Origin of the sequence: Halolactibacillus sp. JCM 19043, assembly GCF_001310395.1 — a bacterium.
In the GTDB taxonomy this organism is placed as follows: Bacteria; Bacillota; Bacilli; order Bacillales; family Amphibacillaceae; genus Halolactibacillus; species Halolactibacillus miurensis.
Genome location: NZ_BAXD01000002.1, coordinates 149,307 through 168,222, shown reverse-complemented (window position 1 = coordinate 168,222; position 18,916 = coordinate 149,307). Strand labels below are relative to the sequence as shown.

14 protein-coding genes are annotated in these 18,916 nt (G+C 39.6%); 5 read left to right on the top strand and 9 right to left on the bottom strand.

The features are described from left to right. Nucleotides 1-80: 80 nt before the first annotated feature. The 8 genes from JCM19043_RS02470 to JCM19043_RS02435 form a co-directional block, all read right to left on the bottom strand. A complete protein-coding gene (locus tag JCM19043_RS02470; protein WP_062319695.1) occupies nucleotides 81-1,103 on the bottom strand; it encodes a glycoside hydrolase family 130 protein in 1,023 nt (340 codons plus the stop codon). Between the two features lie 25 nt (nucleotides 1,104-1,128). Beyond that, nucleotides 1,129-1,968 (bottom strand): carbohydrate ABC transporter permease, encoded by an 840-nt coding sequence (locus JCM19043_RS02465; protein WP_062319693.1) that lies wholly within the window; start codon nucleotides 1,966-1,968, stop codon nucleotides 1,129-1,131. After that, nucleotides 1,961-2,851 (bottom strand): carbohydrate ABC transporter permease, encoded by an 891-nt coding sequence (locus JCM19043_RS02460; protein ID WP_062319794.1) that lies wholly within the window; start codon nucleotides 2,849-2,851, stop codon nucleotides 1,961-1,963. Before JCM19043_RS02460 ends, JCM19043_RS02465 begins: the two co-directional genes overlap by 8 nt. Before the next feature lie 134 nt (nucleotides 2,852-2,985). Next, complete coding sequence (locus JCM19043_RS02455) at nucleotides 2,986-4,347, bottom strand: ABC transporter substrate-binding protein (protein ID WP_062319691.1); 1,362 nt, start codon at nucleotides 4,345-4,347, stop codon at nucleotides 2,986-2,988. Nucleotides 4,348-4,813: 466 nt separating this feature from the next. Beyond that, nucleotides 4,814-5,407: a DUF624 domain-containing protein gene (locus tag JCM19043_RS02450; protein ID WP_062319689.1), complete on the bottom strand. Its 594-nt coding sequence runs from the start codon at nucleotides 5,405-5,407 to the stop codon at nucleotides 4,814-4,816. A gap of 30 nt (nucleotides 5,408-5,437) precedes the next feature. Next, nucleotides 5,438-6,451 (bottom strand): substrate-binding domain-containing protein, encoded by a 1,014-nt coding sequence (locus JCM19043_RS02445; protein WP_231631365.1) that lies wholly within the window; start codon nucleotides 6,449-6,451, stop codon nucleotides 5,438-5,440. A gap of 178 nt (nucleotides 6,452-6,629) precedes the next feature. Continuing rightward, a complete protein-coding gene (locus JCM19043_RS02440) occupies nucleotides 6,630-7,808 on the bottom strand; it encodes a glycosidase (protein WP_062319687.1) in 1,179 nt (392 codons plus the stop codon). Continuing rightward, nucleotides 7,805-8,971 carry an AGE family epimerase/isomerase gene (locus JCM19043_RS02435; RefSeq protein WP_062319685.1) on the bottom strand — a complete coding sequence of 389 codons (1,167 nt, stop codon included), beginning with the start codon at nucleotides 8,969-8,971 and terminating at the stop codon, nucleotides 7,805-7,807. Before JCM19043_RS02435 ends, JCM19043_RS02440 begins: the two co-directional genes overlap by 4 nt. Nucleotides 8,972-9,317: 346 nt before the next feature. Between JCM19043_RS02435 and JCM19043_RS02430 the strand changes: the two genes are divergently transcribed. The 5 genes from JCM19043_RS02430 (at nucleotide 9,318) to JCM19043_RS02410 (ending at nucleotide 14,836) form a co-directional block, all read left to right on the top strand. Then, nucleotides 9,318-9,629 carry a PTS sugar transporter subunit IIB gene (locus tag JCM19043_RS02430; protein ID WP_062319683.1) on the top strand — a complete coding sequence of 104 codons (312 nt, stop codon included), beginning with the start codon at nucleotides 9,318-9,320 and terminating at the stop codon, nucleotides 9,627-9,629. Nucleotides 9,630-9,644: 15 nt separating this feature from the next. Continuing rightward, nucleotides 9,645-10,928 carry a PTS cellobiose transporter subunit IIC gene (celB, locus tag JCM19043_RS02425; protein ID WP_062319681.1) on the top strand — a complete coding sequence of 428 codons (1,284 nt, stop codon included), beginning with the start codon at nucleotides 9,645-9,647 and terminating at the stop codon, nucleotides 10,926-10,928. An 84-nt stretch (nucleotides 10,929-11,012) separates the two neighbouring features. Next, entirely contained in the window at nucleotides 11,013-11,318 is a 306-nt protein-coding gene (locus JCM19043_RS02420; protein ID WP_062319679.1) for a PTS lactose/cellobiose transporter subunit IIA, read from the top strand. A gap of 14 nt (nucleotides 11,319-11,332) precedes the next feature. Beyond that, complete coding sequence (locus JCM19043_RS02415) at nucleotides 11,333-12,712, top strand: glycoside hydrolase family 1 protein (RefSeq protein WP_062319677.1); 1,380 nt, start codon at nucleotides 11,333-11,335, stop codon at nucleotides 12,710-12,712. 183 nt (nucleotides 12,713-12,895) lie between these two features. Beyond that, on the top strand, nucleotides 12,896-14,836 hold the full coding sequence (locus JCM19043_RS02410) for a BglG family transcription antiterminator (RefSeq protein WP_062319675.1): 1,941 nt from the start codon (nucleotides 12,896-12,898) through the stop codon (nucleotides 14,834-14,836). Between the two features lie 89 nt (nucleotides 14,837-14,925). Here JCM19043_RS02410 and JCM19043_RS02405 read toward each other — a convergent pair whose 3' ends face one another. Continuing rightward, the gene (locus JCM19043_RS02405) at nucleotides 14,926-18,765 is read right to left on the bottom strand and encodes a glycosyl hydrolase (protein ID WP_062319673.1); all 3,840 of its coding nucleotides are present in this window, start codon (nucleotides 18,763-18,765) and stop codon (nucleotides 14,926-14,928) included. Nucleotides 18,766-18,916: the final 151 nt, after the last annotated feature.

Below are 18,916 nucleotides of genomic sequence, written 5' to 3'. Positions count from 1 at the left end.
TTTACAATTTTTTAATAGATTAAATTTAAAGCAAAAGAGACCAATCACCCAGTACAAGGTGCCTTAGTCTCTTTGATTAATCACTTGATTCCTATCTCTGCATCATCCGCTACGTTTTCTGAGGTTTCCTTCACATATTCAACAATTTCGTCAACGGTTGTGTATGCAAGACCAACATACGTATCAGCTGCACCGTAATAGATAGCGATTTTACCTGTGTCGGCATCATGTAGTGTCGCACAAGGGAAGATGACATTATCAACAAAACCTGTTGTTTCGTATTGTTCTTCCGGTGTTAACACAAAGTTTTTCGAACGGTATTTTACTTTTGAAGGTTCTTCTAAGTCTAAAATCACCGCACCCATTGAGTAAACAAAACCGTTACATGTGCCTGTCACACCGTGATAGAACATCAACCATCCTTCTGACGTTTCAATCGGCGCTGGACCGCCACCAATCTTCACGTTTTGCCACCAACCGTAGCCACCTTTTGTCATCACGTGACGGTGTTTACCCCAATACGTCATATCTGGTGATTCACTTAAGAACACATCACCAAACGGCGTATGACCACTGTCACTCGGGCGAGACAACATCACATAGTTACCATTAATCTTACGTGGGAATAATACCCCATTTCGGTTAAATGGTAAGAACGGATTTTCTAAACGGATAAATGTTTTAAAGTCATCTGTCTTTGCTACACCAATCGCGGCACCATAAAAGTCCGTACACCAAATAATGTAATACGTTCCTTCTACTTTTAGTAACCGCGGATCATAGGCTGACGGTGGTTGGAAGCTGTTACCTTCCTCATCAACGAATGGAATTTTTTCTTCTTCAATCTCCCAGTTCAAACCATCTTGACTCTTACCTAAGTGTAAATGTGGACGACCATCGATCGTTTCAGCACGTAAAACACCAACAAATTCATTGTTATAACTAACAACCGCACTATTAAAAATACGAGCAATCCCTTTTGCCGGGTTACGTTTAATAATTGGGTTTTGACTGTGACGCCAAACAGGCGCGCTTAATCCTGCCGGTTTATCCTCCCAAGGCATTGCATGAATTTTATCAGCTATTATTTTAACTTTTGTCATAATAAATGTCCCCTTTCAGTATCGATTATTTAACCGATCCGTTCGTTAATCCGTTATAAATATATTTTTGTAAGAAAATAAAGGCGATTAATGTAGGAATAATCGCAATCATAACCCCAGCAGTAATGACTTGCCACTCCGCCCCAAAAGGTCCTTGGAACTTAAAGAGCGACGTTGAAATTACTTGTAAATCGGTCTTTGGCATGTATAAAAACGGGGTATAGAAGTCGTTATAGACGTTTACACCTTTAATAATAAACACCGTGACAATCGCTGGTTTTAAGAGCGGTAAAACAATCTTCCGGTAAATCGTTAAGTAAGACGCACCGTCAAGCATCGCTGACTCATCGAGTGAAATGGAGATCGAATCCATAAACTGCAAGAAAATATAGACAGCAATAATATCCGTCCCAAGATATAGAACAATTGGTGCAAAAATCGTATTAAATATACCTAAGCGGTGCACAATTTGGAATGTTGCCACTTGCGTAGTAACTGCCGGAATCAGCGTCGCCAGTAAGAAAGCACCTAAAATATATTTACTACCTTTAAAAGTGAATCTATGCAACACAAACGCGACCATTGATCCGATTAATGTCGTACCAATCACAGAGATAACGAGAATAATCACGGTATTTTTAAAACCGACTAACATATTCCCTTCACTAAAGGCCCGTGTGTAATTTTCAAAGTTCAACCAGTTCTCTGGTGAGGCTAAGGCACCTGTTGAGCCGTATTCATTCCCCGTCTTAAATGACGCAAAGAAAATCGCTAAGATTGGAATGATACTGAAGGTTGCACCAAGTAACAGTGTAAAATACTTAAACACTTTTCCTAAAACACGTTTACTCTCCACCTTATTCATCCCCCTCACTAAATAATTTTCTTTGAATCCCTGTTACAATAACGACGATAAAGAGCAAGATAACCGCCATCGCTGAACCGAGACCGATTTTTCCGTATTTAAACGCGGTATTAACCGTTTGAATAACAAAAGTCGCACTACCATTAGCACCACCGGTCATAATAAACGGAATTTCAAACGCACTTAACGATCCACTGACTGCTAAAATTAAGTTTAGCGATATAATAATCTTAATACTTGGTAAAATAATGTAGCTGAATTGATGCCAACGATTGGCACCATCCATCTCCGACGCTTCATAAATCTCATTCGGAATCGATGAAATCGCCCCGAGGAAAATAATAAAGTTAAAACCCATGTAACGCCAGACTGACACACCCGCTAATGAGTAGTTAATCAAATTAGGATTCCCTAACCATTTTTGCGTATACTGTCCTAAGCCAATCGCTTGAAGGACTGTATCAAGAGTCCCATCAGCTCTGAAGAATAATAAAAACATTAAACCAATCGCAACACCATTTAGTAAGTAAGGGAAGAACAAAACGCCTTTAAAAAAGTTTTTGAACTTCACTTCAAAACTAAGGATCGTCGCAAAGTATAAAGCAATCCCAAGCTGGACAAACGTTGCGAAGAAATAATACAAACTTACTTTAAATACCGCAAAGTACTCTGGATTTGTAAAAATCGTTTTATAATTTTCAAGCCCAATAAAATTCATCTCACTATAACCATTCCAATCGGTAAAGCTATACCAAAACATATTGATTACCGGTAAGAATGCGAACGTTACAAGCAGTGCCATCGGAATTGCTAAAAACGACACGATAATAATATTACGCTGAGCTTTATAAGAAATATTAGAAAAGCTTAGCTTACTGATCATTTGTTTAATTTTCGACAAGGGTCCGCACCTCCTAATGCCTAATCTCTAGCCGCAAGCGTTCTTTCTATCTTTTAATGATGAGAAAAGGAGCACGAGTAGCACTCCTTCTTCATCGGTTTTACATGTTATATGGTTTATTCCATAATCTTGTTGTAAGCCGCTTCCCATGCGTCGTTCCAGTCATTCATTACATCATCAAATGACATGTCACGGTTACCAATAGCCGCTTCGACTAAGATTTGTTTCTTGTCTTGTGCCCAAAGGCCAACTTCTGATTCTTTATCAATCGCGTCTAATTTACCTTTTAATTCTTCAGGAGATGGCTCAAGCATAACAAATTCAGCACCTGCTGCCTTAGCATCCGCTAATGTATCAGGAAGTGGCACATCTTTAGCTGCACTAATACCACCAGCTTGTTCCACAGAGTATCCTGATTCATTAATAAACCAATCAACCCATGCAAAAGCTGCCGGTTTGTTTTCACTAAATTTACTAATAGAAATATTATAATCACCACTTAGAGAGAACAATGTTCGATCTGCATCATTAGGATAAGCCATAATTGCGATATCATCAGGATTCGGACCTGCTCCTTGAATTTGACCTAAAGCCCAAGAACCAAGAACCATTGTCGCAATTTTGCCTTCATTCATCATAACTTTAGAAGCTTCCCAATCTGTTGTAAGTGGATCTTCTTCAATTAACCCCTGTTCAGCCACATCATACATAAGTTTGTAGTGATCGTAGTGCGGATCCCCCGCTTCAAATGGACGCGGATCGTCTAAAATATCGATGTTATAGTAAGTTTCAGTACCAGCTGTCGTTGATACCGCTCCCTGCCATTGCGTTAATGGCCAAGCGTCTGCATAGTTTGAATATAGCGGAATGGCATCCGTATTATCTTTCACCATTTGTAACGCCTCTAAGAATTCTGCTTGAGTTTGGGGTATTTCAGTTATACCAGCTTCTTCAAAAACAGCTTTATTATAAATAACCCCTGTATACGTAACCGCAATCGGAATACCGTAAACGGTATCATTAACTGCACGTTCTTCAACGCCTAAGTATTTTTCCTGCATTTCTTCTAATGAGCCCATCGGCTCAAAGAAATTTGGAATATCTTGAATAGGTAACTCAGTAGGTAAATATTGAACATCACCGAAATCTTGCGTATTAATACGTGGCATAATATCACCACCATAATCATTCAATGCTTCGAACGTCACATTTACATTCGAATACTTCGATTCAAACTGTTCCTTATAATCTTGGAAGACATCGTCAACAATATCTGTACGATTTGTAATGACCGTTAAATCCCCTTCAATTTCTTCAGGATCCATGTCTTTCCAAGCTTCATACATTGGTACATCTTCGCTTGATTCATTATCTGAACCAGTATCGTCTGAACCTGACGTATCGTCATCTCCGCCACATGCCGCTAAAGCAACTAGCATAAACAGACTCATTAATAAAACCATTAACTTTTTACCCATAATTAAACACCCTTTCTTTTCTTTAAAAACTATTATCAACTTAACTTTAAGTTATCGCTAAGCTAATAAGTATATTGTATATTGAAAACGTTTACTCGTCAATAGTTTTTCAGAAAATAATTTAACATATTACTTAATTACATAAAATTTATTAAGTAATTTTACTTAATAAAGCAACAAAGTCACTAACAGTGCCACTGCAATGCTTGACTATACAAGATGTGCGATTCCTATAAGAGGCAAACTTTTTTTAGACTTTTTTAAACGCATACTTATTTTATAATAGCTATTTTTTTAAAGTAAACAATTCTATATTCACTTAATTAATTACTTAACCTCCTTCACTCTACCCTTTCGTCCCACACCAGGAACTCCTATCAAATTCCTACACACAGCCTAGCGATTTAATAGGAGCACTATCATAAGGACATTTAAGCAAAAGAAAAAAGCAATCGCATCGATTGCTTTAACTTTGACTTGATCTATTTAACAAACTTGTAACAACCGCCGCATACCCCGCAGGAAAGACAACGAGAAAGAGCACCGCATTATAGTAAAGAACGCCAAGTAACACGACGACCGCAATAAGGAGCGGCACGGTTATTTTTATTTGTTTAATCATTTCTACAAAACCTTCCGCAAATGCGATACGGCCTGCTTTTTTATGGGTCGTTAGGCTGTAAAACGTAAAACTCACCGCACCAATCAACAATAATAAGAAATAAATGATCACGACGACAAAAACGAGCGAAACACCATGCGATAAACTAAAAGTGAAAAGTGCCGTCAACAACAACAGACCGATACTTAGCAGAAATGACCACACTTTATAGTGATCATAATCTCGGTAATGCTTGAAAAATTGTTGTTTAATATATTTCTCATCAACCTCTTCATAGTTTCTCATCGCTTCATACGTAAGAAACAGACTTACACATGCTGGCGTGACGCCATAGAGAACTAATCCTCTTAATATGCCAACCCAAAAATAGAGCGCTAATATGATGTAGTGATAGACCGCTAACGTCCATTCAACGACTTTTGTACCGATGATCTTCACACCCTTCCTAAAGACAAAAAGACAAGAGCATTACCCTTGTCTTTTGTCTGATACAGAGTCACGTTTAACAATCTTCCCTTTAACCGATTGTCTTCCGTAACATTTCTTATTACCTTGAACTTTTTTAATAATGACTTTGACGGCTTCAGCCACCATTTCATCAATGTCGACTTCAACAGTTGTTAAATTCGGTTCAGTAATCGATGCATAAATATCATTATCAAAACCAACCACGGATACATCCTCCGGGACACGATACCCTTCTTGTTTTAACCGATTTACAAATGCGTGGGCGACTTGATCGCAGTTACAGACAAAAGCTGAGGGCATCTCTTTCGGCAACTTAAATTCAATGTATTTCCCGCGCTTATCACGGTCATTGATAATCCAATCCGCGTTAAGGTCTTTCCCGTGTTCTAACAGCGATTTGTAGTAACCGAGATAACGGTCTTGAATACTACTCGTTGAATGCAAGTTACCGACAAAGCCAATATCTGTGTGGCCTTTATTAATCAAGAAGTTGGTTAAATCATACGCCCCAAAGAAGTTATCCGTAATGACCGAGTCAATTTCATCATGTTCATCATAGAAATCAAGAAACACTTTTGGCATGTCCATTTCTTTGATTAAGTTAATGTAGTCACTCGAGAGTTGACCTAAGAAAATAAAGCCATCGACCTTCTTTTCATAATACAAACGTGGTAATTTCAGCGCTTCTTCATCTGCATCCGTTAAGATGTTCATAATTCCGTAATAACCGTATTTTTCAAACACACGCGCGGCTTGTTGATACGCCCGGAAATAAAACGATTGAGACATTCCACCTGAAAATCGTTCAGGAATCACGACCCCAATATTATAGGTTAAGCCATTCTTCATCGATTTTGCGGTCGTATTATAACGATAGCCCATCTCATCTGCAAGTTGTTTTATTTTATCTTTTAACGCATCACTAACGCCCTCTTTATCATTTAATGCCTTTGATACTGTGACACTACTGACACCAATCTTTTCAGCGATATCTTTCATTGTTACATTCGCCATCTTCAACACATCCCATCTTCAAACGTCCATCCATTATCGCCTTAAAATTTCAACCTAAGTTATAACTTTATTAAGTACATGAACTTAGTTAATTAACTATATGAATACCCCTTAATAGTACCAAACCTTAGGCCATAAGGCAATAAAGCGCGTGTAATTTGAGTGGGATATTTTTTGTTTACTCGTTACTTAATAACTTTTCATTATTTTCAATTAACGTCTTTCTTGCTTTCGCATTATCTAGTGAACGATAATCATCTTCAGGTGTATAGAACGCATAATCCAACAATTTATCAATTGTCGTCTTAGCGACATGAATCCGGGTATCACTTGATGCGTAGTAAACAAAGACGTCATTCTGTTCATTCACAACAGCACCGTTACAGAAAATGACGTTCGAGACATCTCCCACACGTTCTTCATCATAAGGAGCGATAAAGTGCCCACCTGGTGCGGCAATGACTTTCGTTGGATCACTCAAGCTTGTCACCAGTACATATAAGACATAACGCAAACCAGCAGCCGTGTTACGCACACCGTGCGCAATATGAATCCAGCCTTTATCTGTTTTAATCGGTGCTGGACCCTGGCCATTTTTCACTTCGTAGACCGTATGGTATTCACGTTCATGAATCACTTCTTCTTTTGTGATCACTGGATTTTCAATATCATCACATAACGCAAAAGCAATACCACCACCAGAACCGGTTGAAATAAATCCATCTTGCGGACGCGTATAAAACGCATATTGCCCATCAACAAACTCTGGGTGAAGCACGACATTACGTTGTTGCGGGGATGGTGTTTTAATATTTGGAAGTCGGGTCCATGTTTTTAAATCTTTCGTTCTAACAAGCCCCGCTTGAGCGATGGCACTGGATGTGTCGCTTGCCGGTACATCTGGGTCTTTACTTTCTGAACAGTAAATGCCATAAATATAACCGTCTTCATGTTTCACTAGACGCATATCATACATATTCGTCTCTTTTTGATCAACATCTTCCCAGACGAGCGGGGTATCGATAAAGCGGAAATTGTCGACACCATTATCACTTACAGCTAATGTGAAAATGGATTTTCTATCTAACCCTTCTGTTCTAACGACGAGATAATATTTTCCGTCATGATACAACGCGCCTGGATTAAGTGTCGCATTAATCCCTAAACGTTCTTGGAAATACGGATTCGTGTCTTTATTCAAATCAAATCGCCAGTGAATCGGTACATGATGACGTGTGATCACCGGATATTGATAGCGGTCATAAATACCGTTATAAAAGTCTTCGTTTACCTCATTTTTTCTTGTCAGTAACTGTTCTTGTTTGTCTTTTAGTTCAAAATATTTTTCATGAATCATTGTTTATCCATCCTTTCAATAAGTTCTAAACAACTCCGAGTATTATGATAAGAAACTTTCCACGGCTCAGCAATTTCACGGATATTTGGGACATTGTCTTTATTTAATGACCAGTACCACTCACTGCCAGGGCGCGTGTCTTTCATATAACGAACGATATAATCCCAACAAGCTTCTGCCGCTTGTTTAAAGGTTATATCACCTGTTTTTTCATAGGCATTATAAAATCCTAAGGCTGTTTCTGCTTGAACCCACCAAATGCGTGTCTCATCAACGACGCCGTTTTCACGTTCGTTTTGTAAGGAGCCGTCTTCATTTACCGCCACTGATAGAATATTGCGCGCAATGTCTGTGATCATTTGGTCATATTTTGGCTCCTCCAACTTTAGCACTTTTACTGTTTCATCCATTAGCCAGGACGCCTCTATATCATGACCGAATGATTGTAAATCGATGATACTTTGCCAGTCTCGGTCAAAGAATACACCCAAGAAGTGATCAGGTTGATAGATTTTTTCATAATGGATTTTTAGTAAGTATTCTAACCGTGCTTTTAAGTCTGCCGATGGCGCCGCTTTATAAAGGTTGGTATACGCTTCTAAAATATGAATATGTGTATTCATCGTAATATCTGCCATCACACCGTTTTCACTTAACATCACATTTGGCGCTTCTTTCCACTCGCGCGTAAATTCTTCTTTATAAGCGCCATTTTCTTCGTTAAAACCTTTATCTTCGATTAAGCGATAAAGTTCAAAAGCTAAGTCTAGTACTTCTTGTTTTTCTGTGACACGGTAATACTCACTTAAGCCATAAATCATAAACGCTTGTGCATAAATATGTTTGCGATGGTCAATAACGTGTCCACGGTAATCAAGCATCCAGTATACGCCGCCATATTCACGGTCTAAACACTTCTCTTTAATAAATTGATACATATGGTCCGCCATTTCTAAATAAGCCGGGTCCTTCAATACACGGTAACTGCTTGAGAACGCCCATAGATGGCGCGCCGCCGCTATTCCACCTTTTTCTCCAACCTCAATGATTTCCAAATCATACGATACGCGACCATATAGTCCACCATATTTTTCATCTTTTAGTTTCATCCAAAAAGGCAAGATTGTTTCGGTTAATTCTCGTTTGATTTCTTCTTTATTCATCAGGTCACCTCCAATTAGTTAATCGATAACTTAATAATTTAATATTAAATAACCTTTTTATAAAAGTCAATAGAAAGCCCTTTCTTTTTGTTACTTTCCCATGTATTAATTTCACTTTTTTCGTTTGATTTTTTCACTTGATTGATCTGACTAGGACATTGAACACTAACCGCATTTTTTCCCTTTCATCTAATAGGAAATCTCACTCACCTCACTTTTCCCTTGCAACAGCAAGGGTTAGAAAACTTCCGTAAGGATACGGAAAAACAACACGTGGTAATGAAAGCGCTTATCCCATACACTTGAACTATCAACAAACCACATCACATTTGAAAGGATGATTCACATGAAGAAAATTTTACTCGCCTGTTCAGCAGGTATGTCTACCAGTTTACTCGTATCAAAAATGGAAGAGGTCGCCAAAGAACGCGGACTCGACACAAAGATCTGGGCGGTCGCTCAAGACAAAGCACCTGAAGATATGAAAGAAGCTGACGTCTTATTGATTGGGCCACAAATGCGGTTTATGAAAAAGAAATTCGAAAAGACCGGACAAGAACTCGGCGTCCCTGTCGATGTCATTGATGCGGTATCTTATGGCCGCATTGATGGAAGCGCTGTCCTAGATCATGCGATTAAATTAATCGACAACAACTAAACGGAGGGTTTAGCAATGAATAAATTTATGAATATGCTTGAAAACGTTTTATTACCAGTAGCGGACAAACTTAATAATAACCGCTACCTCACCGCTTTACGTAATGGCTTTATGGTTGCCTTACCGATTATTATTTTCGGGTCAATCTTTGTTGTGTTAGCTAACTTACCATTCTTAGATAAACTCATTGGCGAAGACGCTTACCAAGCCTATCAACAAGCACTTAGTCCTGCTTCACAAGCGACACTGACGATTATGGGTCTGTTCGTTATTATGGGGATCGGTTATAAGATGGTTGAACAACGCGGTGGAGAAGCCATTTACGGCGCAGCTGTAAGTATTGCGGCGTTCTTAGTCTTAACGCCACAAGTGCTCGGTGACACGGCCAATGTTATTCCAACCAGTGTGCTCGGTGCTGAAGGTATGTTCTTAGGTATTTTCACCGCCTTTATCGCTGCTGAATTGTATCAATTATTTGTCAGCAAGAACTTAACCATTAAAATGCCTCAAGGTGTACCAAGTGCGGTATCGCGTTCGTTTAGTGCCTTAATTCCTATTTCATTAACACTCGCGATTTTCTTAACTATCCGTATTCTGTTTGGTTTCACACCTTACGATACAGTTCAAAACTTTATTTACACGATTATTCAAGCGCCACTTACCTCACTCGGTAGCGGTCTACCGGCAACAATTATTGCGGTACTGCTCATCCAAGTATTTTGGTTCTTTGGTTTACACGGTCAAATCATTATTAACTCCATCTTTGACCCAATCTGGTATGCGTTAAACGACCAAAACTTAGAAGCATTCCAATCTGGCGCTGACGTGTTACCAAACATCGTCACAAAACAATTCATCGATACGTTTATCGTTGGTATTGGTGGGTCTGGGATGACGCTTGCCGTTTTACTTGCGATCTTTGTTGTCGCAAAGAGTCGTCAACTTAAAGACTTAGGGAAACTTGGGATTGGATCTGGGCTCTTTAACGTGAACGAACCGGTTATCTTCGGGATGCCAATTATTATGAACCCACTGGTTATTATCCCGTGGTTACTCGCACCCGTTATTGTCGCGATTGTGACTTATACATTAATGTCGATTGGTTTTGTCCCACGACCAGCTGGGGTTATCGTCCCTTGGACAACACCGGCTATCTTAAGCGGTTATCTCGCCACCGGTAACAACATCATGGGTTCCGTAATGCAGATGATCAATATGGCTATTGTCTTTGTCATCTGGTTACCGTTCCTTAAAGTGATTGACAAACAATACTACGCAACAGAACAAAAAGCAAATTAATTTAACTACTATAAAAACACAAACAACGGCCAGGTGACTTGCGCCTGCCGTTACTATCTCAACGATTTAGAGGGGGACAACATTATGCAATCTATGACAGAAATCGCGTTTCAAATTATTCTATTTGCCGGTAACGGTAAATCAAGCGCCATGGAAGCTATCCAAGAAGCAAAAGAAGGCGACTTTGAAGCCGCTGATGCCAAAATCACCGAAGCTAACGAAGAACTTTCACGGGCACACCGCTTTCAAACCGACTTGCTTCAACAAGAAGCACGCGGTGACAGCAAAGACATTAACTTGATCTTAATTCACTCTCAAGATCACTTAATGACATCGATGACTGTTCGCGATTTAGCGATTGAAATTATCGAAATTTATCGCAATAAATAAGAAAGGGGATTATTATGACAACACGCACATTTCCAAAAGACTTCTACTGGGGTTCTGCCGCTTCAGCTGAACAAACAGAAGGTAACCAACATGGCACAAAAGTAAAAACAATTTGGGATCACTGGTATGACTTAGAGCCTAATCGCTTCTTTGATGAGGTTGGGCCCAGTGAGACATCTGACTTTTACCACCGCTACAAAGAAGATATTAAAAATATGAAAGACTTCGGTCACAACAGCTTCCGTTTATCACTCTCTTGGGCGCGCCTATTAGATGAATCAGGTCAGGTAAATCAAGAGGCGGTTTCGTTCTATAATGATGTGATCGATACCCTTATTGCTCATGATATTGAACCGTTCGTCAATCTGTTTCACTTCGATATGCCGATGCACCTACAAGAACAAGGCGGTTTTGAATCACGCGCTGTCGTGGATCAATTTGTAGACTATGCTAAAACAGCCTTCTCACTTTTTAGTGACCGGGTGAAGGTATGGTTTACCTTTAACGAACCGATTGTCCCGGTTGAAGGTGGCTATTTATATGATTTTCATTATCCGAACGTCGTCGACGCTAAACGCGCTTTTCAAGTTGCGTACCATACGATGATTGCCCATAAAAAAGTGTGCGCTCATTATCACGCACACTATGACGGTAAGATTGGTATCATCCTTAACTTAACACCGTCATACCCAAGAAGTCAGCATCCGAGCGATTTAAAAGCGAGCCATATTTGCGACTTATTCTTTAATCGCAGTTTCTTAGATCCTGCCGTTAAAGGTGAATATCCAGAGGATTTAATTAACTTATTAAAAGACTATGATCACTTACCTAAGACAGAGCCTGGAGACAAGGCGCTACTAAAAGACAACCCGATTGATTTTCTTGGGGTGAATTACTATCAGCCGCGCCGGGTGAAGGCTAAAGCTCATACTCCGCATCCCGATAGTCCCTTCTTACCGGACTGGTTCTTTGATAATTACGAGATGCCAGGCCGTAAGATGAATGTCTACCGCGGCTGGGAGATCTACGAAAAAGGCATTTACGATATTATGATCAACTTACGCGACAACTATGACAATATTGATTGTTTTATTTCAGAAAACGGCATGGGTGTTCAAAACGAAGAACGTTTCATTAAAGATGGACGGATTGAAGACGACTACCGAATTGACTTTATCCACGGGCATTTAACTTGGCTCCACCGCGCCATTGAAGAAGGGTGTCACGTGAAAGGTTATCATTTATGGACGTTTATGGATAACTGGTCATGGGCCAATGCCTACAAAAATCGTTACGGTTTCTTCTCGGTTGATTTAAAGACAAAAAATCGCACAGCTAAAAAGAGCGCTTATTGGTTCAAACAATTAACAGAAACAAATCGCTTAACTAAATAGCCTCGGTCGCTTTTAGTATCGAGTTCATAATGGTCCTGTAGCGCAATGCTTTCGCATTGCGCTCGTGCCTTATTATAGTAAAACGTATACTTTGTTGAGATGTTTCTCGGCAAAGTAAATGTACGATGATTCCTTTGTTATAATAGACTTAAACAATATTTAAATGATAAGGAGGTGAATCCCGTGCATCATAGACAAACCACGATTTTAAAAGAACTTGTCGGTAGTGATACCCCGTTAACGAGCCAGACGCTCGCCAATATTCTTGACGTCAGCTCGCGGACTATTAGAGATGACATGAAAGAACTGGATCAAACCCTTGAATCCCACGGCGCAACGATTACGTCAACACGAGGAAAAGGTTATACGTTAGCGATTCATGACGATCCATCGTTTAGACAGTTTTTAAAATCATATGTATATGAACACTACGCCAATGACTTTTCACAACCAGACCAACGCATCAACTATTTAATTGAACGGTTTTTACTAGCTGATGCTCACATTAAAATGGATGAGCTCATGGATGACATGCATGTCAGTCGCTCAACAATTCAAAGTGACTTGCGTCAAGTGAAAGAACAATTAAAAACGTATCAACTCACCCTTGAGCACAAACCAAATTATGGGATGAAGTTGATTGGCTCTGAAGTTAAGCGCCGGTTTGCCTTGTCTCAATTTATTTTTGACCAACGTGATATGCGCGAAACAATGGTTTGGAAAAAGCAATTAACCGACCTAACCCATGTCACCGACCAACAAATAAAAGCATTATGGGCGTTACTGATTGATACAACCTCACGGCATCATATTTCTCTATCTGATATCGCCTTAAACAATTTATTTATTCATATTGCGATCGCCTATAAACGCATTAAAGACGGTCATGAAATTGATTTCCTTCAGCACGATTTAGCTGATATACAAAATGAACGTGAGTATACGGTCGCAAAAGAAATCGTCAGGGCGAGTGAACAGATTTTAAACATTGCTTTTCCTGAAACAGAAGTGTGCTACATTGCGATTCATTTACTCGGGACTAAAATCGTCACCCAAAAAAACCAATCAGAAGATGACTTAAAACAATGGTTACCTGCCCCGATTGTGTCTGTAACCGAACAAATGCTTCAAGCAATTGAAGATAAACTCAGCTTATCAATTCAACATGACCGTGAACTTATTCTTGGGCTTGGTCTCCATTTAAAACCCGCGATGAACCGGTTTAAATATGGGATGAACGTCAGAAACCCCATGCTTGAGGATATTAAAGCGAATTACCCGTTAGCCTTTGAAGCTGGCATTATTGCCGGTGTCGTCCTAGAAGAAACACTCCAAGTTACCATTGACGAAAATGAAGTCGGTTATTTAGCTCTTCATATTGGCGCGGCCATCGAACGACAAAAGTTAAAAGATAAGCCGCTTGCTTGCTTTATCGTTTGTGCCTCTGGTCTTGGTAGTGCCCAACTGATTAAATATAAGTTACAAGCTATGTTCGGTTCGAAAATCAATATTCTAGGCACATCAGAGTTCTATAAAATCAATCAGCTTCCTTTTGACGCTATTGACCTTATTATTAGCTCCGTCCCAATCAAACAGAATTTACCGGTACCCGTTGTCGAAGTAAATGCCATCTTGACTGAACAAGATCTCCACCAAGTAGAAACGTATTTTAAAACAGATTATAAAGATTTGATGCAATATATTGATAAGCGCGCCATCTTCTTAAAACAAGACGCTGCATCAAAAGAAGCAGCCCTTAACTTTTTATATAAACAATTAAAAGCACCGCTGCAACTGCCGAACGACTATTTAATTCATGTGTTTGAGCGCGAAAAGATTGCCCCGACCGCCTACGGCAACTTAATTGCGATCCCACATCCGATTACAGCACAAACAAAAAAGACCCACGTCAGTATTATGACATTAGATAAACCGATTGACTGGGGCGATAAAAAAGTTCAGTTTATTATTCTGTTAAACGTTGGCAAAGATACAAAAGAAGACTTACAATCCCTTTATGGTTTCATTACGAAACTTGTCGAAAATAAACAGCATATTCAGCGTTTAACACAAATTGATACGTTACCCGCTTTTATCGATCAATTATTTTCTATGTCACCTTGATGAGACAGAATCACCAAAAAGAGTGGCAATGATACCTGCCACTCTTTTATTCGTCTATCACGAAGACAATGCTTTTCCTTTTTAATCCGTTAGCGCAGCGATTGTCTGCGTTTTTTTCTTTCTACGAAGAATAGTATGAATGCAGCTGTAACAGCAACTACCGCCAAAAACATAACGTTATACGTTGACGTCGCTGTTTCAGGCAATACTTCGCCAGAAATACTCTCATCTGTCACATTTTCTTCAGCTGATGCTCCTTCTTCACTCTCAACTACAATCACCCCGTAGCTACTAAAGTGTTCAACTTCCGCATAAACAAGGCCGTTTTCTTGATCGATATCAATTGGATCTAGTAAGGCTTCTTGTTCGCCCTGGTCATTGACATAGACAACTTTGATCGAGTCAAGACCTGCAACATCACTTAAATCAGCATTAAATGCTAATCGCACACGACCACCATCAAAATCAATCGCCTGACCTGATCCATCTAATAAAGTAAAGGTGACTAAGTCACTGATTAGGTCTAAGTCCGCACCAAGTGTATCCGTCACATTCTTCGTAGTAAACGTGACGTCACCATGTCCTTGTAACATACCGACTGGAACTCCCACTGTCACCGTATGATGGTTAATCTCTAACCAATCATTTTCATCAAGTGAACTTAATACCTCTTCTGTTATGTTTATAACAGGTTTCACATCATTAACGACCCACGTATTGGGCTGGTCTTGTTTTTGCGTTAAGTCTGTTTGTTCATTTATTTCTGCGTCTTCTCCTGGTGTTGGTGTTTCTGTATCTTCCGCGTCTTCACCTGGCGCCTGAGTTTCTGAGTCTTCCTCTTCTTCACCTGGTGCTTCTGATGGAAGTTGGTCTAACGTTTCTACTATACTTATAGAATCAATATCAACGACCGCGTCTTTAGTTGATGCACCAATGAATTCAATGCCAAGTTCACGTACAGCACTTAAGTTCTCGGCAGTTGATAAATCAAAAATGACATCAACATATTCTCCGCGCTTAAGTGTTGTTTCACCACTGTCTGACCATGCCCAATCATCACCTGTCTTAATGAAGACTTTAGCTTTTAGGGCATTTGCTTCTGTTTGGTCACTATCATACTTGATTCTTGCGACAATATAGTGATAGCCATCCAATGATTGACCAAAACTACGCTTAACTTCTGTTTTACCTTCTAAGTTAACCGTTCCATTTAGATGACCTGCTTTTACGTCAAAATCAGCACCAGAGAAATCCTCTTTTGATTCATCAAAGGTAAAATGAATTGGCTTAAGTTCTACCGGTCCGTTGTCTTCTTTATCTGGCACTGGGTCAGCCGCTTCAATGTCTGTTGCTTTAATATCATCAAAGTAAAGCGTGCCTTCCCCTGTTTCTCCGCCCATATAAAGGGCAAATTGGGTTACTTGTTGGATCCGTTCCGAATCAATGATCGCTGTTTGGTTACTTTCCCAATGTGCCGGCGCAAATTCACTAAATGGAATCGTGACAACCCCTTCATAAGCGTCACTTAATGCCACGTTTGATTCAAAACTTACACCACCTATTTGAATTTGAACCGTCAGGTGTCTTTCGTCTTGCGCTTCATGTTTTAACCAGAAAGATACACCATTTGCCTCTGACCAATCAACGCTTCCAAGTGAAATCTGTTTGCCAGCGTAACCCGCACTGCCGAGCATATAATCAAATGTCAGGCCATAATCACCTGATTGTTTTTCTGATTCTGATAACGAAATCGCAATCGGATCACCATTATCACTATAGGCACGATCGAGTAAAGCATCATCTCCCATGTAGCTTTCAAAATCATCCACTACAAGCGGGTCTTTTACCGTTTCACGGTAGACATTTTTTAAGGTAATATTATCAACAAAGAATGGATCGTTAAAGGTTAATTGTTTTCCGACAAGTGAGATAGCTAAACTTTCTGCTGTTTCTACTTTCGGAAGATCCACGGTAGCTTTTACTAAATAATAATCTTTACCATCAACAGTGACAGTATCATAGTCATGCACATTTACTTCATGACTGTATTTTGTTTCCCAGTCCGGTGGCAACATCACAGTATTCACCAATGCCTTCTCACCGGCTGAGACGGGAACATATACGTCATACTCAACCTGATTCACAGTTGTTAAATCAACAGCTGATATATCGGTTAGTTCCAGTTTAAGCTCTTGCCACCAAGCTTCGGGCTCCATATTGGTCACGTCAAGCTTAAGCATACCACTGTTGAAGTCACTGTGACTTAACGACAATTCAGGCGCTTCTCCTGATAGGTCTGAGTAAGTACCGTTCGTTTTAATACCGTCAATATTCTCAGCAAAATCATACGTTTTAACAACAAGTTCATCAATCGTCACAAAATAACGATGACTTTCTTGATCGATCATTTCATCGTTTTCATAATAGCGATAGGTCACATCCACAGAGCCATTATTAAACAGAGCATCTGGTGTATATGTGGCCGTGTAGTAATTACCATCTAACACCATTTCGACTTCTTCACCTGTACTTGCTTGATATGTGACGAGCGGATGAATGCCATGGTTTACTTTCGCGCGTAATGTGGTCGGTGCTGTCGTTAACTTCGTACCATTTGTTGGTCCCACGACAAAAAGGTCCATGTCATGGTCACTAACTGTATAGTCAATACCTTGATTATAGATGTTTGCTTCACTCGCAAATACAGTACGCTGATCCTCATAATACTTTGTGAAATCAGTCAGTAATTCATGGTCACCACCTAAATCTCCGTTTACATCTTTATATGGTACATACATATTATTCGGAAAACCAAAGTTTGCCCACGTTAACATATATGACGTTTCTTTTGCTTTTGGATAGGCAGCATTATTCATAATGCCGTCTAACACTTTTGTCCACCAGTCTAACGTGTTGCCTGTTTCATTCATCCCTTGAGCACTATAACCAAACTCTGTTAAAGCTGACACTTTGCCTCGTGTCTCCGCTTCTTCTGCGAGCATATGTAAGTCACCCGCAACACTATTAATCCAAGCCTCACTACCCGCATTCGCTTTATTGTCATAACTATCGATACCTAAAATATCAACATAGTCATCTCCTGGATACGTCTCAAAGTAGCGGTCTTTATCACCACTAGGACCTGAACCAGGTGAAAAACCAATTAAAATATTATGATTGCCATGTTCATGTAAGTAATCGACCGTATAACGAAAAATCGCTTTGTAATCCTCTGGGGTCGTTGAACTTTGCCCCCACCAGAACCAAGAGCCTGTCTGTTCGTGAAATGGACGGAAAATGATTGGAATCGCTTCGCCATTTTCATCCACTACTTTATGCGATAAATCAACAATTTGATCTAACCATGCGTTAAACGCTTCATGTTGACTGTTCTCTGGGAGGATTTCTCTGACAACGTTACCTGCGGTATCGTTATAGTTACCTCCTGTCACAAAATTATTTGGATGCATACTAAGTGTCACAATCCCGCCTAGTTCATGAGCTTTTTTCATCGATGCCGCCAAATTATTGAGTCTTTCTTCATACGATAATGCAACATCTCCAATCGCATTACCTGGACGCTCGCGTCCATCTAAACTATTTGTATCCCAACCAAAAATTGCGGGATAATTCCCTACTGCATTTTTCACTTCTGACTGATCGGATGCGACGCGGTTACCGTCGTTTGTCAACGTTAATCCTTCATCAATCGCATGCTGTTGACCGAATAGAATCTCATCGCCACCTAGACCTTTTAAGTAAGCAAAAAGTTCTTTCGTATACTGAGATGCTTCTGGGTCGGACATATCTAGCACCTGTCCACTTGGGGCTGCCTGTACTTCCACATAGGGTAAGACCATTTGCAGGGCGAGAAGCATCAGCATCATACAAGCCATGCCTCGCATTAATTTTCTTTTGTACCTTTTCATTCATTCAACGCCTCCTTTATTTTTGAAACCGCTAACATTTTTTAATTATATATTATTAAGTAATTTTTTCAACAAAAAACTTAATATTTTTTAATTAATTACTTATCTGTTAACTTTATAAAATATAATTACCCTGGAATTTTTACTCATA